Source organism: Flavobacterium sp. (assembly GCF_024642105.1).
GTDB lineage: Bacteria > Bacteroidota > Bacteroidia > Flavobacteriales > Flavobacteriaceae > Flavobacterium.
Window position 1 is genome coordinate 29,404 of the sequence record NZ_JAHEBT010000052.1, and the last position, 25,373, is coordinate 54,776.

At 34.5% G+C, this 25,373-nt stretch carries 23 protein-coding genes; 14 read left to right on the forward strand and 9 right to left on the reverse strand.

Annotation, left to right across the window (positions count from 1 at the left end; translation table 11 throughout):
• Window positions 1-29: 29 nt before the first annotated feature.
• Window positions 30-1,181, reverse strand: coding sequence for a formimidoylglutamase (locus Q0L65_RS05700; RefSeq protein WP_296684353.1), 1,152 nt, complete (start codon window positions 1,179-1,181; stop codon window positions 30-32).
• A 3-nt stretch (window positions 1,182-1,184) separates the two neighbouring features.
• Window positions 1,185-3,689 (reverse strand): type I DNA topoisomerase, encoded by a 2,505-nt coding sequence (gene topA, locus Q0L65_RS05705; protein ID WP_296684355.1) that lies wholly within the window; start codon window positions 3,687-3,689, stop codon window positions 1,185-1,187.
• A gap of 285 nt (window positions 3,690-3,974) precedes the next feature.
• On the opposite strand from topA, the gene miaB reads away from it, so the two are divergent.
• The 7 genes from miaB to groL all read left to right on the forward strand — a co-directional run bounded on the left by miaB (window position 3,975) and on the right by groL (window position 10,633).
• Window positions 3,975-5,420, forward strand: coding sequence for a tRNA (N6-isopentenyl adenosine(37)-C2)-methylthiotransferase MiaB (gene miaB, locus Q0L65_RS05710; RefSeq protein ID WP_296684356.1), 1,446 nt, complete (start codon window positions 3,975-3,977; stop codon window positions 5,418-5,420).
• Between the two features lie 92 nt (window positions 5,421-5,512).
• On the forward strand, window positions 5,513-6,775 hold the full coding sequence (locus Q0L65_RS05715; RefSeq protein WP_296684358.1) for a sigma 54-interacting transcriptional regulator: 1,263 nt from the start codon (window positions 5,513-5,515) through the stop codon (window positions 6,773-6,775).
• A gap of 40 nt (window positions 6,776-6,815) precedes the next feature.
• On the forward strand, window positions 6,816-7,325 hold the full coding sequence (locus tag Q0L65_RS05720) for an LptE family protein (RefSeq protein ID WP_296684360.1): 510 nt from the start codon (window positions 6,816-6,818) through the stop codon (window positions 7,323-7,325).
• Window positions 7,326-7,399: 74 nt separating this feature from the next.
• Complete coding sequence (locus Q0L65_RS05725) at window positions 7,400-8,233, forward strand: tetratricopeptide repeat protein (protein ID WP_296684362.1); 834 nt, start codon at window positions 7,400-7,402, stop codon at window positions 8,231-8,233.
• Between the two features lie 2 nt (window positions 8,234-8,235).
• The gene (secG, locus tag Q0L65_RS05730; RefSeq protein ID WP_296684363.1) at window positions 8,236-8,562 is read left to right on the forward strand and encodes a preprotein translocase subunit SecG; all 327 of its coding nucleotides are present in this window, start codon (window positions 8,236-8,238) and stop codon (window positions 8,560-8,562) included.
• 136 nt (window positions 8,563-8,698) lie between these two features.
• Window positions 8,699-8,974: a co-chaperone GroES gene (locus Q0L65_RS05735; protein WP_229317362.1), complete on the forward strand. Its 276-nt coding sequence runs from the start codon at window positions 8,699-8,701 to the stop codon at window positions 8,972-8,974.
• Window positions 8,975-9,007: 33 nt separating this feature from the next.
• Entirely contained in the window at window positions 9,008-10,633 is a 1,626-nt protein-coding gene (gene groL, locus Q0L65_RS05740; protein WP_296684367.1) for a chaperonin GroEL, read from the forward strand.
• A gap of 89 nt (window positions 10,634-10,722) precedes the next feature.
• On the opposite strand, the gene Q0L65_RS05745 is transcribed toward groL, so the two are convergent.
• From Q0L65_RS05745 to Q0L65_RS05770, 6 genes are all read right to left on the reverse strand, one after another.
• Entirely contained in the window at window positions 10,723-11,400 is a 678-nt protein-coding gene (locus tag Q0L65_RS05745; protein ID WP_296684369.1) for a VTT domain-containing protein, read from the reverse strand.
• A gap of 108 nt (window positions 11,401-11,508) precedes the next feature.
• On the reverse strand, window positions 11,509-11,913 hold the full coding sequence (locus Q0L65_RS05750) for a cation transporter (protein WP_366051379.1): 405 nt from the start codon (window positions 11,911-11,913) through the stop codon (window positions 11,509-11,511).
• Between the two features lie 6 nt (window positions 11,914-11,919).
• A complete protein-coding gene (locus tag Q0L65_RS05755; protein ID WP_296684371.1) occupies window positions 11,920-13,929 on the reverse strand; it encodes a TonB-dependent receptor in 2,010 nt (669 codons plus the stop codon).
• 75 nt (window positions 13,930-14,004) lie between these two features.
• Window positions 14,005-14,409 carry a hypothetical protein gene (locus Q0L65_RS05760; protein ID WP_296684373.1) on the reverse strand — a complete coding sequence of 135 codons (405 nt, stop codon included), beginning with the start codon at window positions 14,407-14,409 and terminating at the stop codon, window positions 14,005-14,007.
• Between the two features lie 45 nt (window positions 14,410-14,454).
• Complete coding sequence (locus Q0L65_RS05765; protein ID WP_296684375.1) at window positions 14,455-15,810, reverse strand: MBL fold metallo-hydrolase; 1,356 nt, start codon at window positions 15,808-15,810, stop codon at window positions 14,455-14,457.
• 30 nt (window positions 15,811-15,840) lie between these two features.
• Window positions 15,841-16,671 carry an ATP cone domain-containing protein gene (locus tag Q0L65_RS05770; protein WP_296684377.1) on the reverse strand — a complete coding sequence of 277 codons (831 nt, stop codon included), beginning with the start codon at window positions 16,669-16,671 and terminating at the stop codon, window positions 15,841-15,843.
• An 85-nt stretch (window positions 16,672-16,756) separates the two neighbouring features.
• Here Q0L65_RS05770 and Q0L65_RS05775 point away from each other — a divergent pair, with 85 nt between their 5' ends.
• From Q0L65_RS05775 to Q0L65_RS05805, 7 genes are all read left to right on the forward strand, one after another.
• Window positions 16,757-17,212, forward strand: coding sequence for a GAF domain-containing protein (locus tag Q0L65_RS05775; RefSeq protein WP_296684378.1), 456 nt, complete (start codon window positions 16,757-16,759; stop codon window positions 17,210-17,212).
• Between the two features lie 5 nt (window positions 17,213-17,217).
• Window positions 17,218-18,207: an energy transducer TonB gene (locus Q0L65_RS05780; RefSeq protein ID WP_296684379.1), complete on the forward strand. Its 990-nt coding sequence runs from the start codon at window positions 17,218-17,220 to the stop codon at window positions 18,205-18,207.
• Between the two features lie 105 nt (window positions 18,208-18,312).
• Window positions 18,313-18,582, forward strand: coding sequence for a 30S ribosomal protein S15 (gene rpsO / locus Q0L65_RS05785; RefSeq protein WP_296684380.1), 270 nt, complete (start codon window positions 18,313-18,315; stop codon window positions 18,580-18,582).
• Between the two features lie 143 nt (window positions 18,583-18,725).
• Window positions 18,726-20,861 carry a polyribonucleotide nucleotidyltransferase gene (locus tag Q0L65_RS05790; protein ID WP_296684381.1) on the forward strand — a complete coding sequence of 712 codons (2,136 nt, stop codon included), beginning with the start codon at window positions 18,726-18,728 and terminating at the stop codon, window positions 20,859-20,861.
• A 163-nt stretch (window positions 20,862-21,024) separates the two neighbouring features.
• Entirely contained in the window at window positions 21,025-21,888 is an 864-nt protein-coding gene (locus tag Q0L65_RS05795; RefSeq protein ID WP_026707723.1) for a sigma-70 family RNA polymerase sigma factor, read from the forward strand.
• 50 nt (window positions 21,889-21,938) lie between these two features.
• Window positions 21,939-22,601: a ribulose-phosphate 3-epimerase gene (rpe, locus tag Q0L65_RS05800; RefSeq protein WP_296684382.1), complete on the forward strand. Its 663-nt coding sequence runs from the start codon at window positions 21,939-21,941 to the stop codon at window positions 22,599-22,601.
• 720 nt (window positions 22,602-23,321) lie between these two features.
• Entirely contained in the window at window positions 23,322-24,671 is a 1,350-nt protein-coding gene (locus Q0L65_RS05805) for a carboxypeptidase-like regulatory domain-containing protein (RefSeq protein WP_296684383.1), read from the forward strand.
• 242 nt (window positions 24,672-24,913) lie between these two features.
• On the opposite strand, the gene Q0L65_RS05810 is transcribed toward Q0L65_RS05805, so the two are convergent.
• Complete coding sequence (locus Q0L65_RS05810; protein WP_296684384.1) at window positions 24,914-25,216, reverse strand: hypothetical protein; 303 nt, start codon at window positions 25,214-25,216, stop codon at window positions 24,914-24,916.
• Window positions 25,217-25,373: the final 157 nt, after the last annotated feature.

Here is a 25,373-nt window from a genome sequence, read left to right on the forward strand (position 1 = left end):
ATAAGCTTTTTTTTACAAAAATAATGATTTTATATACTGTTTTTTCGCTGTGCCTTCCACCATCTTTCTGGCAATTCTTGATCACAAGCGGCTAGATATTCTTCATAAGAACATGGTAATAACGTGTTTCTTTTCAATTTATTATTGCCATTCGTTATAAAAGGGATTTCTATCCACCAACGGTCTGTTTTATCGCTTTTATAAAAGATCAATTCTTCATCTTCAGAAGGGACAATATATTTCAAATAATTCTCTCTACTTCCAAAAGGATATTCATTAGAACGGTAATGAAACCCTTCTATGAAATACCAAATGATTTGGGCAATCAAAACCGATTCTTGCTCGGTATCATTGTGATTAAAAACCCCAAATGACGTAACTTTATCACTGATACCTGCATATCTTGACAAAGCACATATTTCTTTACCATTGAACCCATTGGGTACAAAATGGGCAAAATTTCCAGAATCGGATGATGTAACTGAATTCATATCAATACTTACCAAATCCGCATCGCGAAAAACAGGCTCAGCAATCGCTATAGTATTAGAAACTTCTCCTAAACGGTAGGCATCAAAAAACAATTTTTCTACCAAATCAATTTCCTCTTGTGAGTTGTAATAGGTTTGGTAGCCAATGTTGCAATAATTAAATAAGTTGTTGGGCTCTTCAATCACTATTTTTGTCAAATACGAAGAAGCTGAAATGGCATCACTTTCTTTTCCAAAATCGAATTTACTATCAATAGCGACTAAATTCACCATTTGCTCTAAATCGTCATACCCTCTATAAAGCGCGTATGTCAAATCTTGAGAACCACCAATTACAACAGGAATAATTTTGTTTTTAATTAAATACGAAGCAACTTTTTTCAAAGCAAAATACGTATCCTCTTTAGAATTCCCAGCTAATATATCTCCGAAATCAGCAATAGAAGCATCCCAATTTCCAGGAAACAATCCGTACAATTCTTTTCGGATTGCCAATAAATCAATCTCAGGATTGCCATTTTTGTTTCCTCGATTTTCTAACACGCCAATGATTCCAATAGTTACTTTACTTACTTCTGGAAATGCTTCCGAAGTATGCAAAACTACCTTGCTCCCCAATTGCTGAGAAGACAAACCATCTATATAGTCGATGATTTCAGTATCTAAAGGAGAAAGAAAATCAAATTCCATTTTTTATTTCTTTTTAGCAGTCGTTTTTTTAGCTGTACTTGCTTTCTTAGCTGGCGCTTTTTTTGCTGGTGTTTTCTTAGCAATCAGTTCTTGAACTTCTTCCAATGTCAATTTACTTGCATCAACATCTTTACTCAATTCAATTTTGATTTTACCTTTGGTAATCACAGAACGTCCCCAACGGGCTTTTTCTACTAAAATTCCTTCTGCTGACCAATTATGAATTACTTTATCGATATTTTTTTGCAATTTATCTTCAATCAATTCTTCGATATCCGCTTGAGATAAGTTGTCAAAATTGTATTTCTTACTTACATTGATGAAAAGACCATCCCATTTGATAAAAGCTCCAAAACGCCCCACCCCTTTTTGCACACCTAAACCTTTATAAGTAGCAATTGGCGCATCAGCCTGTACTTTTTCATCAATTAATTCCTGCGCTCTTTCCATAGAAACATCCAAAGGATCTTCGCCTTTTGGCAAAGAAATGAAAGCGGCTCCGTGACGAACATAAGGCCCGTAACGTCCATTACTTACCTCTACCTCTTCTCCTTTATACAAACCTAAATTTTTAGGCAATAAAAACAGATTCAAAGCATCCTCTAAAGTAATGTTCCCGATATTTTGATCGATTTTTAAACTCGCAAATTTCTTATCTTCATCTTCAGCATCTCCAATTTGAGCCATGGGTCCAAATTTCCCTAAACGAACCGAAACTGGTTTTCCTGTAGCAGGATCTGTTCCAAGAATTCGTTCTCCACTTTCTCTATCTGCATTGGCTTCTACGTCTTTCACATTGGGGTGAAACTTATTGTAGAATTCCTGCATCATGGTAGCCCATTCGATATTTCCTTCGGCAATTTCGTCAAAATCTTGTTCTACTTTTGCCGTGAAATTATAATCTAAAATAGCTCCGAAATTTTTTACTAAGAAATCAGTAACAATCGTTCCTATATCAGTAGGCACTAACTTCCCTTTATCAGAACCTGTATTTTCTTTTAATACTTTCTCCCCTACTTGACCCGATTGCAAAGTCAGTTGTGTATATTTTCTTTCTTGACCTTCTAAATTTCCTTTTTCAACATAGTTTCTGTTGATAATCGTAGAAATCGTTGGTGCATAAGTAGAAGGACGGCCAATGCCTAATTCTTCCAATTTTTTCACCAAAGAAGCCTCAGTATATCTCGCTGCAGGTCTTGAATATCTTTCGGTAGCTGTGATGTAATTGTTCTCTAATCGTTCGTTTACTTTTAGTGCAGGCAACATTCCTTCTTGTTCCTCTTCGTCATCATCATTTCCTTCCAAATACACTTTTAGGAAACCTTCAAAAAGCAATACTTCTCCCGAAGCCGTGAACACTTCACTATGATTATTGGCTTCAATTTTCACATTGGTACGCTCTAACTCGGCATCACTCATTTGCGAAGCCAACGTTCTTTTCCAAATCAAATCATACAAACGCGCTTGATCTCTGTCAATATTTACGGTGTGACGCGACATGTCTGTTGGACGAATTGCTTCGTGAGCTTCTTGAGCGCCTTTGCTTTTATTAGCAAACGTACGTGGTTTAGAAAACTCTTTTCCGTACGATTTAATAATCTCTGCTTGAGCCGCATCCATTGCCTCTTTAGACAAATTCACGCTATCGGTTCTCATATAAGTAATTAACCCCGCCTCATACAAACGTTGCGCTAATTGCATGGTAATTCCAACAGGCAAATACAATTTACGAGCTGCCTCTTGTTGTAAAGTTGAAGTAGTAAATGGAGCTGTTGGTGATTTTTTAGTAGGTTTCGTTTCTAACTCTCCTACTTTATAGGTTGAAGCTATATTTTTTTGTAAAAAATCTTCCGCTTCTTTTTTAGTATTGAAATTTTTAGGCAACTTAGCCTTTACTGTTTTTCCTGCTTCATTAATAAATTCAGCTGTAACAGAATAGCTTGCAACGGCTTTAAAGTTTTGTATCTCACGTTCGCGTTCTACAATTAAACGAACAGAAACGGATTGCACACGACCTGCTGAAAGTCCGCCCTTCACTTTTCTCCACAAAACAGGCGATAATTCATACCCTACTAAACGGTCTAAAACACGACGCGCTTGTTGTGCATTTACTAAATTATAGTCAATTTCACGAGGATTATCAATAGCTTTAAGAATAGCCGTTTTGGTAATTTCGTGAAAAACGATACGTTTTGTTTTCTTTTTGTCTAGTTTTAATTCTTCGGATAAGTGCCAAGAAATAGCTTCTCCCTCACGGTCCTCATCGGAAGCTAACCAAACCATTTCAGCATTTTTTGACAATGTTTTTAGTTTACTAACCAATGCTTTTTTATCGGCAGAAACTTCGTATTTAGGTTTGAAACCATTTTCAACATCTACACCAATTTCTTTGGAAGGCAAGTCGGCAATATGTCCATAACTTGATTCAACTTGAAAGTCACTTCCTAAAAATTTTTCGATTGTCTTAGCCTTTGCAGGTGATTCCACTATAACTAAATTCTTTGCCATATCCCGTTTGTTTGTGTCCGCAAAAGTATGGGATTTTTTTAAATTTTAAGATTTTTAAATTTTAAAAGTAAATTTTATCGGTGAAAAACGTTTTTCACCGATTCATAATTCTGAAAATTCTAAAAAAATAGTTAATCTTAAATTAATTACTTTTTCAGTCACTATATTTATACGTCCTACACTACTACATTTTTTAAAAAGCATATAAAATACTGTTAAAAGTTCAACTGCCATCTTGTCATATTTCTCTAATTTGACGTATCTTTGCACTATTGAAAATAGGAAATGGAAAAAGTAATTGAAGAAAGCAAACAAGGTGAAAGTCTTGTTTTAGAACATAAACAAGAAAACACAAAAAAACTTTTTATCGAGAGTTATGGTTGTGCTATGAATTTCTCAGACAGTGAAATCGTAGCTTCTATTTTATCCGAAAACGGTTTTAACACTACCCAAACGCTTGAAGAAGCCGACTTGGTTTTGGTGAACACCTGCTCTATTCGCGATAAAGCAGAACAAACTATTCGCAAACGTTTAGAAAAATACAATGCCGTAAAACGAATCAACCCCAAAATGAAAGTAGGGGTTTTAGGCTGTATGGCCGAACGTTTAAAAAGTCAATTTTTAGAGGAAGAAAAAATAGTAGACTTAGTCGTAGGGCCTGATGCTTATAAAGATTTACCGAATTTACTTGCCGAAGTCGAAGAAGGACGTGACGCTATCAATGTGATACTGTCTAAAGAAGAAACTTATGGCGATATTGCTCCTGTTCGATTAATGAGCAACGGAATAACCGCTTTGGTTTCTATCACTCGTGGTTGCGATAATATGTGTACGTTTTGTGTAGTGCCTTTCACCCGAGGTCGTGAACGCAGTCGTGAGCCACAAAGTATCATGAAAGAAATTCAGGATTTGTGGGATAACGGATTTAAAGAAATTACTTTACTAGGACAAAATGTAGACAGTTATTTATGGTACGGTGGCGGATTGAAAAAAGATTTTGAAAACGCTAGCGAAATGCAAAAAGCAACGGCTATTGGGTTTGACCAATTGTTGGAAAACGTTGCTATTACTTTTCCTAAAATGCGCATCCGATTTTCGACTTCTAATCCGCAAGACATGCACGAAGAAGTGCTTCATGTTATTGCAAAATATCCGAATATCTGCAAGCACATTCACTTGCCTGTTCAATCTGGAAGCAATCGTATTTTAAAAGAAATGAACCGTTTGCATACGCGTGAGGAATACATGACTTTGATTGACAAAATCAGAACTATCATTCCGAATTGTTCCATTTCTCAAGATATGATTGCGGGTTTTCCAACTGAAACAGAAGAAGATCATCAAGATACCTTGAGTTTAATGGAATACGTAAAATACAATTTTGGATACATGTATTCCTATTCAGAACGCCCTGGTACTTTGGCTGGACGCAAAATGGAAGATGATGTTACTGAAGAAATAAAAGCAAGACGCTTACAAGAAATTGTGGATTTACAACAAACTCACGCTTGGTTCCGATCAGAAGAATTCATCGGGCAAACGGTAGAAGTTTTGGTTGAAAAAGTATCTAAAAAATCAAAAGAAGAATTTTCAGGACGCAATTCACAAAGTATTACAGTAGTATTCCCAAAAGAAAATTACAAAATAGGTGATTTTGTCAATGTAAAAATCACTTCTTGCACCAGTGGTACCTTAAAAGGAAAAGCTGTTGGTTTAAGTGAAATGAATTGAATAAATAAAGAATAGTTTAAAATAAATCTGCGTCCCGAAACTTCGGGATAAGGCTAACAAAAAGAGATTGCTTCGTGCCTCGCAATGACATTATGGAAACAGTTCAATCAATAAAACAACGTTTTGAAATTATTGGGAATGATCCCAAATTAAATCGTGCCATAGAAAAAGCAATTCAGGTTGCTCCTACCGATATTTCGGTATTAGTAATTGGTGAAAGTGGAGTTGGAAAAGAAAGTATTCCAAAGATAATTCACTCCCTTTCTCATAGAAAACACGGAAAATACATTGCCGTAAACTGCGGAGCTATTCCCGAAGGAACCATTGATAGTGAACTTTTTGGACACGAAAAAGGGGCATTCACGGGAGCTACTAGCACTCGTGAAGGGTATTTTGAAGTGGCCAACGGCGGAACTATTTTTTTAGATGAAGTAGGCGAATTGCCTTTAACCACTCAAGTTCGTTTGCTTCGTGTTTTGGAAAACGGTGAATTTATAAAAGTAGGTTCTTCACAAGTACAAAAAACTAACGTTAGAATCGTTGCTGCTACCAATGTGAATTTGTTCAACGCTATCGAAAAAGGAAAGTTCAGAGAAGATTTATATTACCGTTTAAGTACCGTGGATATTAGTCTACCTCCACTACGCGAACGAAAAGACGATATTCATTTATTGTTTAGAAAGTTTGCCGCTGATTTTGCTCATAAATACAAAATGCCACCGCTAAAATTGGATGAAAATGCCATTCAATTGTTGCAAAAATTTCGTTGGAGTGGTAATATTCGTCAGTTGCGAAATGTAGCCGAACAACTTTCTGTATTGGAAACCAACAGAGACATTACTGCAACCACACTGCAGTCCTATTTACCTACAGAAGGAACTAATTTACCTTCTGTAATTAGCGACAAAAAAAGCGATAGTGATTTCAATACCGAAAGGGAAATTTTATACAAAGTGCTTTTTGACATGAAAAGTGATTTGCATGATTTAAAAAAACTCACTTTAGAATTGATGAAAAACGGCAGTTCTAAAGTCCAAGAAACGAATCAAAATCTAATCAAGAAAATATACGGATCTCAAGAAAGTGACAATGAAATAGATTTTGAAGAAAGACCGAGAACGGCTTTAATTACTACCCCAACTAATGAAGTGGAGGAGTATGATGAACCCGAAGACAATTATCTTTTTGCAGAAACTATTGAAGCCGAAGAAGAAATTCTAAAATTAGAGCAAAAAGAAATCGAAATGATTAAACGCTCTTTAGAGAAAAACAAGGGAAAACGAAAAGCTGCAGCGGATGAATTGGGAATTTCAGAACGTACTTTGTACCGAAAAATAAAACAATTTGACCTTTAATAATTATCAATTGATTTTGAATATCTTTGACTTTTTAAAAATGAAAATGAAAAATTTACATTACCTGTATATCGTTTTAATCGCACTAACTTTTACAAGTTGTTCTATCTATAATTTTACAGGAACTGGAAAAATTGATGCTAAAACATTCCAGGTAAACTTTTTTCAGAATAATGCCGAATTAATTGAGCCGGGTATAGACCGTACTTTTACACTAACTTTACAAGATTTAATTCAAAATCAGACTAATTTAAATCTGGTTAAGAATGGTGCTGATTTAACGTATGAAGGAGAAATTGTTGATTACAGAATAAGCCCGATGACCGCTACTGCAGACCAGCAAGCAGCACAAAACCGATTAAAAATCAGAGTCAATGTTCGGTTTACCAATAAAAAAACAGAGAAAGATGATTTTGAAAAAACATTTGAGTTTTATTATGATTATCCAGCGACTACACAACTTAATGGCAGCACGTTAAACAAAGCGATAGATGAAATTTTTGAGAGAATTACACAAGATATTTTTAACGAATCATTAGCCAAGTGGTAATCTAAAATAATGATTTGTGGATTTGTAGATTCAAATTGACCATAACCAAATCCCCAAACAAACAAATAACCTTTATGAACGTAACTGATTATACTTTTTTAATTAACAAACCCGATGCTATCAACGAAAAGCAAACGGAAGCTTTGACCCATGTTTTGGAAGATTTCCCTTATTTCCAAAGTGCAAGAGCTTTACGTTTAAAAGGTCTGTACAATCAAAATAGTTTCAAATACAATTATGCTCTAAAAGTTACGGCGGCTCACACCACAGACCGAACGGTTTTGTTTGATTTTATTACCTCAGATACTTTTACAGCAATTCAGAAAGGCTATTACGACAAAAAAGTATTGGAACTTCTTGATATTAATGTCATCGATAGTGAAATTATCGCTTTTGAAGAAAAGACCGAAAGTAAAGACACTCTTGAAGCCTCAATTCTTACATCAATAAAAGAAGCCGAAACAACCGAAACTAAAACTGCGGAAGAGAAATTAGAGATTGGTAAACCTTTGGATTTTTCTACCAATGAAAAACACTCTTTCCAAGAATGGCTTCAACTTTCCAGAATTCAACCGATTGTTAGAGAAAAAGAAGAGAAAGTAACAGCTATATCGCTAAACGAAACGCAAAAGAAAAAACTGGAATTAATCGATAAATTTATCGAAACCAATCCGAAAATTCCAGCAGTAAAACAAGGAACTGCTACTAATTCAGCATTCGATTTGAACAAAGAAGACCATTCGATGTTGATGACCGAGACCTTAGCCAAGGTATATTTGGAACAAAAAAAATATCAAAAAGCAATTCAAGCTTATGAAATATTAATTTTGAAATATCCAGAAAAAATTACTTTCTTTGCAGACCGCATTTCGGATATTAAGATTTTACAACAAAATAACAATAATTAACAATGAGCACATTTTCAATTTTTTTAGTTTTAATTACAATAGTTTGCTTTCTATTGGTAGTAGTAATCATGGTTCAAAATCCTAAAGGAGGCGGTTTATCTTCTTCTATCGGAGGATCTCAAATGTTAGGTGGTGTACAAAAAACTACTGACTTTTTAGATAAAAGTACTTGGACATTGGCCACTATTTTAATTGCACTTATTTTACTTTCAAGCTTAAGCTTTACTGGTTCATTAAGTGATACCGATTCTAAAATTATCGAAAAATCAGAAGCTCCTGCTGCAACGCCAGCAACACCAACTGCTCCTGCAGCTCCAGCTACAAAATAAGTAGTATTCATTATACAAAAATGCCAGCCTGTCAAAGCTGGCATTTTTTTTAGGAAAAAATGTCAGTCAAAACGGGATGGCATAATTTCTGAAATAACTGAAACATTCATTTAAAATAATTTAAAAATATACAATCATGGGATTAAACATTAAACCACTTTCAGACCGCGTTCTTATTGAACCAGTTGCTGCAGAAACTAAAACTGCATCAGGAATTTTTATTCCAGATACCGCTAAAGAAAAACCACAAAAAGGAACTGTTGTTGCCGTAGGTAATGGAACAAAAGACCACACAATGACTGTGAAAATTGGAGATACTGTTCTTTACGGAAAATATGCTGGTACCGAATTAAAATTAGAAGGTAAAGATTATTTAATCATGCGCGAAGATGATATTCTAGCAATTATCTAAATCAAATAAACTAATCAACAAATAAACATTAAAATGGCAAAAGATATAAAATTTGATATTGAAGCACGTGACGGATTAAAACGTGGTGTTGATGCATTGGCTAATGCAGTAAAAGTAACTTTAGGTCCTAAAGGACGTAATGTTATTATTGGAAAAGCTTTTGGTGGACCCAACGTAACTAAAGATGGGGTGACCGTAGCTAAAGAAATCGAATTACAAGACCCATTAGAAAATATGGGAGCTCAAATGGTGAAAGAAGTAGCTTCTAAAACAAATGATTTAGCTGGAGATGGGACTACAACTGCAACTGTTTTGGCACAAGCTATCGTAAAAGAAGGTTTGAAAAACGTAGCAGCTGGTGCTAACCCAATGGATTTAAAAAGAGGAATTGACAAAGCAGTAGAAGCTATTGTTGAAGACTTAACTAAACAAGCTAAAGTTGTTGGAAGCGATTCTGAAAAAATCAAACAAATTGCTTCTATTTCAGCTAACAACGACGAAGTTATTGGTGAATTAATCGCTAATGCTTTTGGAAAAGTAGGTAAAGAAGGTGTAATTACTGTTGAAGAAGCTAAAGGAACAGATACATTTGTTGACGTTGTTGAAGGGATGCAATTTGACAGAGGATATCTTTCTCCTTACTTTGTGACTAATCCAGAAAAAATGGAAGCTGAATTAGACAGTCCTTACATTTTATTATACGACAAAAAAGTATCTTCATTAAAAGAATTATTGCCAGTATTAGAGCCTGTAGCACAATCTGGAAAACCATTATTAATTATTGCTGAGGATGTTGATGGCGAAGCGTTATCTACTTTAGTGGTAAACAAATTACGTGGCGCCTTGAAAATTGCAGCTGTAAAAGCACCTGGTTTTGGAGATAGAAGAAAAGCCATGCTTGAAGATATTGCTATCTTAACGGGTGGAACTGTAATCTCTGAAGAAAGAGGATACACTTTAGAAAACACAACCATCGATATGTTGGGAACTGCGAAGAGAGTAAACATTGACAAAGACAACACTACCATTGTTAGTGGAGCTGGTGATGCGGATACAATCAAAAACCGTGTCAACCAAATCAAAGGTCAAATGGAAACTACTACTTCTGACTATGATAAAGAAAAATTGCAAGAGCGTTTGGCTAAATTAGCTGGTGGTGTTGCAGTATTGTACGTTGGAGCGGCTTCTGAAGTAGAAATGAAAGAGAAAAAAGACCGTGTTGACGATGCACTTCACGCTACTCGTGCAGCAGTTGAAGAAGGAATTGTTGCTGGTGGAGGTGTTGCCTTATTAAGAGCAAAAGCAGTTTTAAGCAAAATCAAAGCAGACAACGCTGACGAAGCAACTGGAATACAAATCGTATCTCGTGCTGTAGAAGCGCCTTTAAGAACTATCGTTGAAAATGCTGGTTTAGAAGGTTCAGTAGTAGTTGCAAAAGTTGCTGAAGGAAAAGGTGATTTTGGTTACAACGCTAAAACAGATGAATATGTTGATATGTTAAAAGCAGGAATCATTGATCCTAAGAAAGTAACTCGTGTAGCTTTAGAAAATGCGGCTTCTGTTGCTGGAATGATCTTGACTACAGAATGTGCTTTAATCGACATCAAAGAAGAATCGGCACCAAGTCCAATGGGCGGAGGTATGCCAGGAATGATGTAATTCAATTTACGAAGTACGATATACGAAGTACGAAGTAAATATTAAATAAAAAATCCGAAGTTTTCACTTCGGATTTTTTTTGTCTTGTACTACTTATCTTTAGGTCGTTTCTTCAATAATTTCAAAAAAACAGGAAAGGTGGAAATCAAAATTATTCCAATCACTATCATTTCAATATGTTCTTTCAAATCAATTCCAAATCCTAAAAACACTCCATACAAATAATGTCCAGAGAATACCAAAACAAAAGACCAAAGAAACGAACTTAAGGTATTAAAAAACATAAATTTCTTTTTGTCCATAGAAACTATCCCTGCAACTATTGGTGCAAAAGTTCTGAATATAGGCAAGAAGCGCGCATAAATTATCGCCTTACCACCATATTTTTCAAAGAAATCTTTCGACTGTAATAAGTACTTTTTCTTGAACCAAAAAGAATCTTCTTTTTTAAACAAATAATATCCACTTTTGGCTCCAAACCAATAACCAACTGTATTTCCAACAATTCCTGAAAAAGCAATTAATAAAGCTAATAAGGTTACGTTGACGAAATCACTTTCGATTACGATTATATTACCCACAAGATCTCCACTGTAGATTCCTGATAAAAAAAGCAAGCTATCTCCCGGAAGGAAGAATCCTGCAAAAAGTCCGGTTTCGGCAAAAATGATAAATAAAACAATGTACAACCCAACTTGAACCCCGCCAATTGATAGGGTAATATAAAACTCTGGATTAAGTAATTGAGTCCAATCAAAATTGTTCATACACTTGAATTTAGTTAGTAACTTGGGCGTGAAAGTAAGAATAATTTAGCGCAACCACAATTTAAACATGGCTTTTAGAATTTTATTAACGCTTTGATAATTCTAAAATTATTTTCTTTCATACAGACAACAATGGTGTAAACTTTCGTACACCTCATCCTTAGCCCGTACCCCATCGGTGTCGTGTCCTACTTTAGCAATGGCTTTTTTCACATCCAACAGCGTGCATTTTTCCTCATTCAAAATCACATTCAATTGATGTGTTTCAATATTCCAAACCGCTGACTTTACTCCTTCAACTGAGAAAGCGGCTTTCTGGATTCGTTTTTGACATTGTTCACAATTTCCATTTACTTCTGTAACATATTTGGCATTTTTATTTTTTTTCACTTGTGCTTGAACTGAAAGTCCAACGAATACTAAAAGTACTAATGCAATTATTTTTTTCATGATTTCTATTTTTATTTTTTTGTTATTGTTATAGACATTGACATTGATTTTTAATATTGCCATTGTCGTTTATTTAATTTTAAACCGCAACCCGGCATAGTACATCTGTCCAAAAACGGGTGCATACACAATAGAAGAATCAAAAGTTGATCCAAAAGGATTTTCTGCTCCTAAAATAGCTTTGGACTGCGTATAATTCCCGATATTTTCTCCACCAACATACATTTCAAATACTGGTGAAAACACACGGGTAATTTGGGTATTCATTAATGAATAAGCAGGAGAAAACTCGGGTAATCGACTACTAATTGGATTCGATTGCGTGTTAGGCAATTGTTGTTCACCAATCCAATTGTACGTAAAATCGAATTTCCAGTGTTGTGAATTATTTCTCGGTGCAGTTTCGTATTCTAAATTTCCAAAGAAACGATTCTTCGCTTGTAACGGTTTTTGAAAAGTGCCCGAAAAATAATCCGTTTGCACATCATACATTTTATAAGCCGAACGCAATCGAAGATTTTTCACCATCTCATAATTGAATTCAATTTGAAAGCTATTCGCAAATGATTTACCTTTCAAATTGTAAAACAAAGCTTGTTGTGAACTTTGCATTACATCCACCACGACTTGATTCTGAAAATCGGTACGGTACCAATCGAGAGTCACATCGGCACTTTTGCCAAAAAGCATAAAAGATTGGGTAAAACTTGTTCCGTAATTCCAAGCAATTTCGGGATTCAATCCATACATTTTGCCATTGGTATCCAAAATAGAGAAAGCTCTCGAACTAGCAAAAAGCGATTGATTTTCTGCAAAAATATTCGCGCTTCGTTTTCCTCTTCCTGCTGAAAATCGAACAACGGCTTTCGCCCAAGGATTGTATCTCAAATGCAAACGGGGAGTTACAAAAGTCCCCAAACGGTTATGATTATCAATTCTTCCTCCAAGAATTATACTAAAATTATCACTATTATCATAGGTGTATTCGAAAAAAGCACCAATAGAATTATCCGTTCTACTCCAATTTTGGGTAGTAACTAATTCCTGATAATTATCTAACGTAAAATTCAACCCTGCGGCAAACTTATTCATGGTGTTATTGATAATCGAATTAAAAATTAAGTTCGAATAATAACTATTTTGCTTGATATTGTATTGGCTCAAGCCAAAATACGATTGCTGGTTATGAGTCGTAAAAGCATTCTGAAAACCGATACTTTGATACGGCAAGTCTTTGAAAACATAACCTAATTTGGTAGTAATATCCAAACGTTCTGTATTAATCTCTGAACCCCAAAAATGGGTTGTCCCTCTATCTTTATCTGGATTGAAATTAATTTGTCCCGTTTGTTTTTTATCATTCATGTATCTAAAATTGATAAAACTCACCCAGCCTTTTTCAGCATCATAATACTGATACCTGTTCAAAATATTGATTTGTTTTGCCAATGGATTGTCTAAAAAACCATCCTCGTTTTTATCCATTTTGGCCGTACGAGTGTTGCCGTGTAAAAACAAACTACTGCTCCATTTATCTGAAAGATGCGTATTGAAATGCGTATTCAATTCAAACCTTGAGTCGGTTGAACCATAAGCGTTCAAAAAAAATGGAATGTCGTTAATCGGTTTTATGAGTTCAGTATTAATTTGCCCCGAAATACTTTCGTAGCCATTGACCACACTCCCCGCTCCTTTTGTAATTTGAATACTTTCTACCCAAGTACCTGGAGTAAAAGACAAACCATAGGCTTGCGAAGCGCCTCGAACAGACGGAATGTTTTCTTCAGCAATTAACAAATAAGGACTGGTCAAACCTAACATTTTAATTTGTTTTGTCCCTGTTAAAGCATCTGAAAAATTCACATCAATAGACGGATTAGTCTCAAAGCTTTCTGCCAAATTACAACAGGCGGCTTTGAGCAATTCCTTACTCGTTACCAAGGTAGTGTTACCAGTAACTGTAAACGATTTTTGAAGTCCTTTACGCTTTGTGACAATTTTTACTTCTTCCAATTTTTGTTGTGCAAAAATGGGAGTTGCCAGTAAAAAAAGTACAAAAAACAAGATTGATTTTTGCATATAAAATGATTTTAATGTTTGTAAAAAATAAACTTCAAGTCCTAAAAGACTTGACTTTTAAAAACATTAAAAAAATCAGGCGTAGAAAATATAGCGATGGTACAACTTAAATAAAGGAGGCGCATTGGCATCACAATAATAGGTTGCAATGGGTTTATGTATAAAAGCAGCTTGTAAAGTAGCTATTTCTACTTTATTTTCGGGAACTAGATAAGCAACATACGGTTCAAAAGAAAACGCTTTTAAGGTTGCATTGTCCGATTTTTTTTGAAAATGAACTGTTTTATTTTTACAACAAGAGTCTTTTGTAATTGCTTTTTTAGCGCAACACCCTTTTTCGGAATCAGTTGTATTGGCTAAAGTTTGAACAGATACAGAAGCTACTTTACCCCCACAATAATGCATTGTAAAAGCCAAACCAACATTGGAAACCAATATCAGCAACGCTAAAAATAACCCGATGTATTTTTTACAATTCATACTGCAAATTTACATAATATTCCATCCCTTAAATTTAAAATCCTGTTAAAGTTCAAATTCTTGTCCCATCATAGCAACAGAACAATCGTAACCGTATTTTTCTTGGATCTTGATACGAAGTTCATCGGCAGGTTCATTTTCTCCGTGAACGATGAATATTTTTTTAGGTTTCACCTCCAAATCCGAAAGCCAATGCAACAAATCGTTTTGATCTCCATGTGCCGAAAGACCTTTGATTTCTAAAACAGTAGCTAAGACAGGATGGTATTTTCCGTGAATTTTAATTTCCTTAACTCCTTCTAATAATTTTCGACCACGTGTCCCTTCAGCTTGATAGCCCACAATAATAATAGTAGTTTCAGGCATACTAATATAATGCTCTAAGTAACTCAATACACGCCCGCCCGTTACCATTCCGCTAGCGGCAATAACTACTTTAGGTTGTTGATCAAAAATAACTGACACACTTTCTTGGTAATCAGAAACCAAAAGAAACATTTTGCTCATCGCCTCACAATCTTCCAATGATAATTTGTGCCATTTTTTATTATTCGAAAAGATATCCAAAGCATTAATTCCCATCGGTGTATCTATAATATACGGGATATTAGGAATGCGAGCTTCTTCTTTCAATTGCCAAAGCAAATACATTAAGGTTTGTGCTCTTTCTACCGCAAAACTTGGAATAATCAAAGTTCCTCCTCTATCAACCGCATTGTTGACATAGGTTTCCAATTCAAATTTAGCATCTGAAGTGGGATGAATTCGATTCCCATACGTACTTTCAAGAAAAATATAGTCCGCCTGTTTCGGTTTGGTAGGTGGAAACATCAAAATATCATTATCACGCCCAATATCGCCAGAAAAAACTAACGTTTGGTTTTCAATGTGCAAAGCAATACTACAAGCTCCCAAAATGTGACCCGCATTGGTAAAAACGGCACTAATTTCGGCATCCAAAGGAATTTGTTCTTCAATTGCAGCAATTCTGAAAAGTGGAAAAACTGCCTTAGCTTGATCCACCGTATACAATGGTTCTGCTACTTCGTGTTTAGAGAATTTCTTTTCATTGGCTAAGCGCGCTTCCTCTTCTTGAATTTTAGCTGAATCCAAAAGAATCAATTTGGTAATCTCTTTCGTAGGACCGCTACAATAAATTTTACCCTGAAAACCTTGGGCTACTAATCGTGGTAACCAGCCGCAATGATCCAAATGCCCGTGAGTCAACAACACATAATCAATACTCGAAGGCAATATAGGCAATGGTTCCCAATTGAGCTCACGCAACGCTTTTACACCTTGAAACAAGCCACAATCTACTAAAATACGAATTCCATTACTCTCTATTAGTGTTTTTGAACCTGTAACTGTTCCCGCTCCTCCTATAAATTTTACTTTCATCTTTTTATTTTTTAAAGTTTCCTCCTCATTTTATATATACCGGCATAATTCTGTAGCCTCTTTCAACACATTTTTTATTCGGCTCGGACTTATTCCTATTTTTTCCAAACAATCCGAATTGTTAATGATCTCTTTTACCAAAATCACATCTAAAATCAGTAATTTATCTTTTTCTGCAAGAGATAATGTGGTCAAACAAGTAACTGGATACAAGGCGTTACTATCGTTTTTTGTTTTCAAATTATTGTTTTTGGGAAAATCCCAACTCAATAAATTCAAGCCCGAACAGTTGGCAAATGTCATAGCATCTAACGTAAACCGGTTATTGGTCACAATCCAACATTTCGTAATATGCTCCCTATCATCAAAAACAGGATGTGTTCTTTCTTTCAAATCATTAAATCGCGACAGGATATACATAGGCACTTTTACATCCGAAGCCGCATCTCTACCTTGGTGAAATTTACATTCGACCATAGCAATGGAATTGTTTTTTTTCAACAAAACATCTATTTCATGAGTAACACATTTCCCTTGGAGTGTAAGGTTTGTCATCGTTTCAAAATGTTCTGAAGCAAATAGACGCGCTATATATTTCTCGAAGAAAAATCCGGCAGGGCCTAACAATCGGATAGATTCTCTCAAATTGTACCGTGCAGCGTGTGCATTAGCTGTTTTTTTTAATAGACCAAAAGCCATTTTATAAATTTGCTTAGTCGTCATTCCTTGAAAAAGTTCTTTTTTTATCTCCTTTAAAATGGACGCTACCACTTGGGGTTCTGCACCTGATTTCAAAAGAGAGGTTCGGAGTTTTTCTGGATCAAAATCGACTATATCACCTGAATGTTTCACAATTTTCATAACGGAACTCTTTATATCTCCTTTAAAGGTACGAAATAAATATTATGTATTTTTATTTAATACTTTTGTTTAAAAATCATAGTCCATGACATTTCAAGAATTACAGCCAAGAGTTTCAACAATCATTGTAAATACCCTAACTTCGAGAGACGAAAAACTACAAGCCATCTGCCAATTACTTAACGAGAATGTGGCTCATTATAACTGGGTAGGCTTTTATTTTGCCAATCACGAAAACAGAACGCTGCATTTAGGCCCTTATGTTGGCGCGCCAACAGACCACACCGTAATTCCATTTGGAAAAGGAATTTGTGGTCAGGTAGCCGAATCCAACTCAAATTTTGTAGTGCCAGATGTGGCGGCTCAAGACAATTATATTGCGTGTAGTTTTACTGTAAAATCTGAAATTGTGGTACCTTTATTCGTTAACGGAATCAACATTGGACAAATTGATATTGACAGTCATGTTTTAGATCCTTTTACTGTAGAAGACGAACGTTTTTTAGAATTTGTAAATCAAGAAGTTGCTAAATTATTTTAATTCATATGAAATACAAAGTTGCACTCCTATTTTTATCGTTTTTCTTTATTGGAATAGCTCAAAAAAATAAAGATCTTGTTATTTATGTAGATTCCACCCATAGCTTCTGCAAAGAAAAAGAGCACCAATACATTAGAGTAATTAAAGATTATTATTTAGACAAAGAGAGCTATGTGTTTGCCGAATATTATAAATCAGGTAAAATAGCTTTGAAAGGAGAAACAAAAGATAAGAACTCAATGCGGTTTATTGGAACTGTAATATCGTATTATGAAAACGGCAATAAAAAAGAGATATCAAATTATCTTAATTTTAGTTTAAATGGGAAACAATTTGGGTGGTACGAAAATGGAACTACAGAATTTGAAAAAGATTACAATCTTGATATGAAAAGTAAAATTATTGTTGAGAAAATTCACCAACATTGGGATGAAAATGGGAATCAAGATGTGATTAACGGAAACGGTTTTTATACCAAAGCGACTGAAACAAAAATAGATTATTTGAATCCCAATACTACTTTTTCTGAAAGTGGCGAAATTAAAAATGGTTTGCGAAACGGAATTTGGACTGGGAAATCAAAAGAATTAAAAATTAGTTTTACAGAAATCTATAACGAAGGGAAATTTGTCAATGGAGTAAGTACCGATTGGGACAACCTTGAACATCCTTACACTGAAGTATTTAAAAAACCAATTCCTAAAATAGGAATGGACAATTTCTACAAATACATTGGACAAAACTTTATAGTTCCTAGAGTCACCCCTAGCTACGAAAGACCTTTGTCCGCTAATCTTAACGGAAAAATTCTGATTTCATTTACAATTGATAAAAATGGAAAAATAATTGATTCTAAAATAATTCATGACATCGGTTATGGTTCTGGTGATGAAGCATTGCGAGTGATTAAAAAATCTGAAGATTGGATTCCAGGAGAAATCAGAGGTGTTAAGACCAAAGTTTTTTATAGATTACCTATTACTATAAAAAGTTAAAAAATATTTCTAATATTTAGTCCATTTCAAAAAATAAATAGTACTTTTGCAGCCGTTATATAATAGCTATATAACATACATAATAATCATTTAAATAATATTGGAATGTATTTAACTAAAGAAATTAAAGAAGAAATCTTCGCTAAACACGGAGGAAAAGCAGAAAATACTGGTTCTGCAGAAGGTCAAATCGCTTTATTCACACACAGAATTAGCCATTTAACTGAGCACTTGAAAAAAAATCGTCACGATTACAACACTGAGCGTTCATTAGTATTATTAGTAGGTAAAAGAAGAGCTCTACTAGACTATTTGAAGAAAAAAGATATCAACAGATATCGTGAGATTATCAAAGTATTGGGTATTAGAAAATAATCAATATAAAAAAGAGGTGCGAAAGTGCCTCTTTTTATTTTTACACAACAACAAAAAAAGTTTGGTTTTTCATTGGGATTTTATACAACAACTACACACAACAACACAACTAATTCCAAAGTTTTAATCAATATTAAAAATTTATGATTCCACAATTATTTGTAGAAAGTATCGATTTAGGTGATGGCAGAAACATCACAATCGAGACAGGTCGTTTAGCTAAACAAGCGGATGGATCTGTAGTAGTAAGAATTGGAAATACTGTTATTTTAGGTACAGTTGTTTCCGCAAGAAAAGCCAGTCCTGGTATTGACTTTTTACCATTAACGGTAGATTACCGTGAAAAATTTGCAGCAGCAGGTCGTTTTCCTGGTGGTTTCTTCAAAAGAGAAGCTCGTCCAAGTGATAGCGAAGTTTTGACGATGCGTTTAGTGGATCGTGTATTGCGTCCGCTTTTCCCATCTGACTACCATGCAGAAGTGCAAGTGATGATTCAATTAATGTCTCATGACGAAGACGTTATGCCAGATGCCTTAGCAGGATTAGCTGCTTCAGCTGCATTAGCATTGTCAGACATTCCTTTTGAAACTTTAATTTCAGAAGCTAGAGTTGGACGAATTGATGGTAAATTCATCATCAACCCATCTCGCGCACAATTAGAATTATCAGATATTGATATGATGATTGGAGCTTCAAGAGATTCTATCGCCATGGTAGAAGGAGAAATGAAAGAAATTTCAGAAAAAGAAATGGTAGAAGCCATTAAATTTGCTCACGAACATATTAAAGTACAAATTGCCGCTCAAGAAAGATTGGCACAAGCATTTGGAAAAAAAGAAGTTCGTACGTACGAAACTGAAAAAAATGACGACGCTATTTACGCTAAAGTAAGAGCTGCCGCTTATGATAAAATTTACGCTATTGCTAGCAAAGGTTCGGCTAAACACGAACGTTCAGCTGCATTTGATGCTGTAAAAGAAGAAGTAAAAGCTTTATTTACAGAAGAAGAATTGGCAGAAAACGGAGATTTAGTTTCTAAATATTTCTACAAAGTAAATAAAGAAGCAGTTCGTAATGTAACTTTAGATTTAGGAACTCGTTTGGATGGTAGAAAAACTACTGAAATTCGTCCTATTTGGAGTGAAGTAAATTATTTACCATCTGTTCACGGATCAGCATTGTTTACCCGTGGAGAAACTCAAGCATTGGCTACAGCTACTTTAGGAACATCTAGAGAAGCCAACCAAATTGACTCACCATCTGAACAAGGAGAAGAAAAATTCTATTTACACTATAATTTCCCACCATTCTCAACAGGAGAAGCTCGTCCATTAAGAGGAACTTCAAGAAGAGAAGTAGGTCACGGAAACTTAGCACAACGTGCGTTGAAAAACATGATTCCTGCTGATTGTCCTTACACTATTCGTGTGGTTTCTGAAGTATTAGAATCGAATGGTTCTTCTTCAATGGCTACCGTTTGTGCGGGAACATTATCATTAATGGATGCTGGTATTCAAATGATTCGTCCAGTTTCTGGAATTGCGATGGGATTGATTACTGACGGAGAACGTTTTGCAGTGTTATCTGATATTTTAGGTGATGAAGATCATTTAGGAGATATGGATTTCAAAGTAACTGGTACTTCTGAAGGAATTACAGCTTGTCAAATGGACATCAAAATTGATGGATTGAAGTATGAAATCATGGAGCAAGCCTTGGCTCAAGCTCGTGATGGACGTTTGCATATTTTAGGTAAAATAATGGAAACATTAGACAAACCTAATACTGACGTAAAAGTACATGCACCAAAAATCATCATGCGTACTATTCCTGGAAACTTCATTGGAGCGTTAATTGGACCTGGTGGAAAAGTAATTCAAGAATTACAAAAAGCTACTGGTTGTACCATCGTTATTAACGAAGTGGACGAACAAGGTGTAGTTGAAATCTTAGGGACAGATCCTGATGGAATTGCAGCGGTATTGGCTAAAATTGATTCTATCATTTTCAAACCAGAAGTAGGTGAAGCTTATGAAGTTAAAGTAATCAAAATGTTAGATTTTGGTGCTGTTGTAGAATATACAGCTGCTCCAGGAAACGAAGTTTTATTACACGTATCTGAATTAGCTTGGGAACGTACTGAAAATGTTTCTGATGTAGTGAATATGGGAGATGTATTCCAAGTGAAATACCTTGGTCTTGACCCTAAAACTAGAAAAGAAAAAGTGTCAAGAAAAGCACTTTTACCAAGACCTCCACGTGAGGAGAAAAAAGAGTAATCCAATCTTAGTTTACTAAAGGTTTATTGATAGAAAAAATCCCGTTCCGAAATATTGGAACGGGATTTTTCGTTTTTATGAAAATAATTTAAAAATTTTGTAACTTTTTAAACACTCCTTACGTATAACCTTTGTACACTTAAAAAATTGAGGAGACAAAGACATGAGACAACTTAAAATTACCAAGCAGGTTACCAATCGTGAAACCGCTTCATTAGACAAATATTTACAAGAAATTGGAAAAGTTGACCTTATTACTGCTGACGAAGAAGTAGAATTAGCTCAGAAGATCAAAGCCGGAGACCAACGTGCTTTAGAGAAATTGACCAAAGCTAATTTACGTTTCGTTGTTTCGGTGGCTAAACAATACCAAAATCAAGGGTTAACACTTCCCGATTTGATTAATGAAGGAAATTTAGGTTTAATCAAAGCGGCTCAACGTTTTGACGAAACGCGTGGTTTCAAATTCATTTCGTATGCCGTTTGGTGGATTCGTCAGTCTATTTTGCAAGCTTTGGCCGAACAATCTCGTATCGTTCGTTTGCCTTTGAATAAAATTGGTTCGATCAATAAAATCAATAAAATGTACGCTTTATTAGAGCAATCTAACGAACGTCCGCCTTCTGCAGAAGAAATTGCCAAAGAATTGGACATGACCGTAAATGACGTAAAAGAGTCTATGAAAAACTCAGGGCGTCACTTATCTATGGATGCGCCTTTGGTAGAAGGAGAAGATTCTAACTTGTATGACGTGTTACGCTCAGGTGAGTCTCCAAACCCAGACCGCGAATTGATTCACGAATCGTTGCGTACGGAAATCGAACGTTCTTTAGAAACCTTAACTCCAAGAGAAGCAGACGTAGTTCGTTTGTATTTTGGTTTAGGCGATCAACACCCAATGACGTTAGAAGAAATTGGAGAAACTTTCGACTTAACTCGCGAGCGTGTACGCCAAATTAAAGAAAAAGCCATCCGCAGATTGAAACATACTTCAAGAAGTAAAATATTAAAAACATATTTAGGGTAAACCTACCAAAACTCCGGCTTCATTCCGGAGTTTTTTAATTACAATTACACATGAAAAACACACTTATTGCCCCATCCGTTTTAGCCGCTGATTTTGCCAACTTACAACGCGACATCGAAATGATTAATGCTAGTGAAGCCGACTGGTTTCATATTGATATTATGGACGGTGTTTTTGTTCCCAATATTTCTTTTGGAATGCCGGTTTTAGAAGCGATTTCGAAACATGCTAAAAAAACCATCGACGTCCATTTGATGATTGTTGATCCAGATCGCTACATCAAGACCTTTGCTGATTTAGGTGCGAATGTATTGACTGTTCACTACGAAGCGTGTACGCACTTACACAGAACGCTACAAGCAATCAAAGCGGCAGGAATGAAAGCAGGTGTAGCTTTGAACCCACATACTAGCATCAATTTATTAGAAGATGTGATTAACGATATTGATTTGGTTTGCATCATGAGTGTGAATCCAGGTTTTGGAGGTCAATCATTTATTGAAAACACCTACGATAAAGTGCGTCAATTAAAAGCATTGATTACTAAAAAAGGCGCTGTGACTCAAATTGAAATTGACGGAGGCGTAACCAATAAAAATGCCAAACAATTGGCTGAAGCGGGTGCTGATGTTTTAGTAGCAGGAAGTTTTGTTTTTAAAGCCGAAAATCCAATTGCTACCGTAGCTGATTTGAAAAGAATCACCTCTTTTTAGTGTAAAAATCACTTGAAAAATAGCACCAAAAAATGGTTTCTGTACTAAATACCAAATTTTAACATCAACACAGTCCTACCCTACTAGATATTTTCTTTAGTTTAAAGTCTTTTGACTTTGAACTAAAGAAAACAAATAACTGAAAATCCTTTCCAATCATACCTACAAAAAACTGGTACTGCAACAACAGCTGCTATACCAGGATTTGAAAATACTACAAAACAATTAAAATTAAATTGAAGCAACCAATAAAAAAGCCAAACATCCCATAAGTATTACTAAATGTAGTTTCTTCATAATTATTTTTTAATTGATGAAGCAAAAGTAGAAGGGATATCCTAGCCAGTCAGTAACAATTGTTACAGTGATTCAGAACTTATTTAGGAGCAGTTGTTTTTAATTTCTCCACCCGTGCTGTCCCGCTATTCGCGCTACAAGGTAGCTTGCTACTATCGGGGCTAGAATTCCCGTTTATTTTTCAAAACAAAAAAGCAACAGTAGTTGCTCTTTTGTTTTTTAATTAAACTTTATTTCTAGGCACGAGCGAGACGCGCGCCAGCTGGTGGCTATTTGTTAGGCACGGATTGCAAATCCGCGCTATCGGGTGTAACAACCTTCAGAGTAGCCAATAAGTGAATCTCTAATAACAAAATTATAATTCGTCAAATTAGAAAATTAGTAGTAATTTTAATCTAATTTAAACTTTCATTAAAACCTATTTTGAAAAAAATAATAGTAATCCTAACCTTACTTCCTTTGTTCTCAATTGCCCAAGAGTATACTGGCTCAATAATTGACAGAAAAAGCAATCTACCAATTAAAAATGTTAATATAAAACTGAAATTATTGAATATAAATAGTACTAGTGATGAAAATGGAGGTTTTATTTTAAATACTACTGCACAACTTAAAAAAAATGACACATTATATTTCTCTCATATAAGTTATGCTACTAAAAAAATAAGCTTCGAAAAATTAAAAGAAAATAATTTTTTAATCTTTCTAGATGAAAATATTGAACAATTAGAAAATGTTACACTACCATTATCCACTAATAAAAGTCTAAAACAAAAAATTTCTTTTAAAAAACTGACTCCTCCAAAATATGCTCTATCAAATTCTGGAGCAATCTTAAAGGATAATAAAATATATGTGATAGGTGGAGATGCTTCCTTTAAAACAGATGCTTGGAAAAAAATACAAAATGAAAAAGCTGACCCAACAATGGAAGACTATATTAGAGAGCTCAATTTTCAATATTCAGGGCAAAAATATAATGGTAATCTAATGATTTATGACATAATAACAAATCAATGGGAAATTTCTTCAACAAAATTCAGAAAAAGAGCATATCATAATATCAATGAACATAATAAAAAAATTTATGTCTTAGGGGGTAAAAGTATTTCAACAAATGCTGTTTTTGAATATTTAGACAATAAAATTGAGGTATTTGACATAGAAAAACAAACAATTATTATAGACAATACTAATCCTCATCAAGCAGCTGAATTTGTTTCCTTTACTTATAACAATAATTTAATTATGATAGGAGGTTCAATAAAAATGGATGGAAATGGAATAAAAAAATATTCTAACAAAGTTCACTCCTACGACATCAATTCCGGTTATTGGTATGAATTAAATGATATGCCAATAGCTAAAGAAACTTCTGGTATTTTGATAAATAACAAAATTTACTTATTTGGAGGCTCTAATGGTAAACCTTTATCTACTATAGAAAGTTTCGACTTAATTAATGAAAAATGGAAAACGGAAGGCAATCTATTTTTACCATTAGAAAACCCTGCAATTACGTCAAAAAATGACCTGGTATACTTGTTTGAAAACGAAAAATTATATACTTATGATGTTAATACAAAAGAACAAAAAGAATATTTAATTGACTTACCGATGAAGTCTTCAAAATTATTTTATTATGACAACAAATTGTATTTATTAGGCGGCTATATCGAGAATTATTACTCAAAATTTCCTTCGCCAAATCTTTTCAGTATTGATATTAATGAATTTAGCAATACAAAACCAAATAAAGTAACCGCTCAATAAAATTGGTTTTGAACAATTAAAAATAAACTAATTCTAAATTTGAACTAGTTTGAGCTACAAAGTAGCTTGCTGCTATCGGGGCTAGAATACTCGTTTATTTTTCAGTACAAAAAAAGCAACCGAAGTTGCTGTTTTTTAAAATTGTTTTTAATTAATTTTTATTTCTAGGCACGAGCAAGATGCTCGCGCCAGTAGGAGCATTTTGTTAGGCACGGATTGCAAATCCGCGCTATCGGGTTGTTTTACTTACTATAATAAGTAATTGTCCAATTTATTTTATCCAAATCCTCTATTGTGAAAAGATACTTTTTATTATAAATATTTTTTTTAAATATTTCTTTCCAGCCATATTTGTCTACGCTGTCTTTTTTAATTATATAATATCTTAATTTTTGGTTATCACAATATTTAATGTATTCTTCCCAATATATACGTCCTGTGATATTAATGACATCTTCTTTTGGTAATGATTCTTTTCCCATATTTGGAATACTATTTATATTATTTAATTCTTTTTTTGTGTAAAAAGCATAAATACTATTCATAGAATTGTTGTGGGTAGTAATGTACCTACCATCTGTCTTATGCCCTATACAGGATATTAATACTGAAAATGAAATCAGACAGTAAAATTTTATTAGCTTCATAATATTTATGGCTTAAAACGATTAAAAGGTTTTAAATGATTTGTAAGTAAAAACC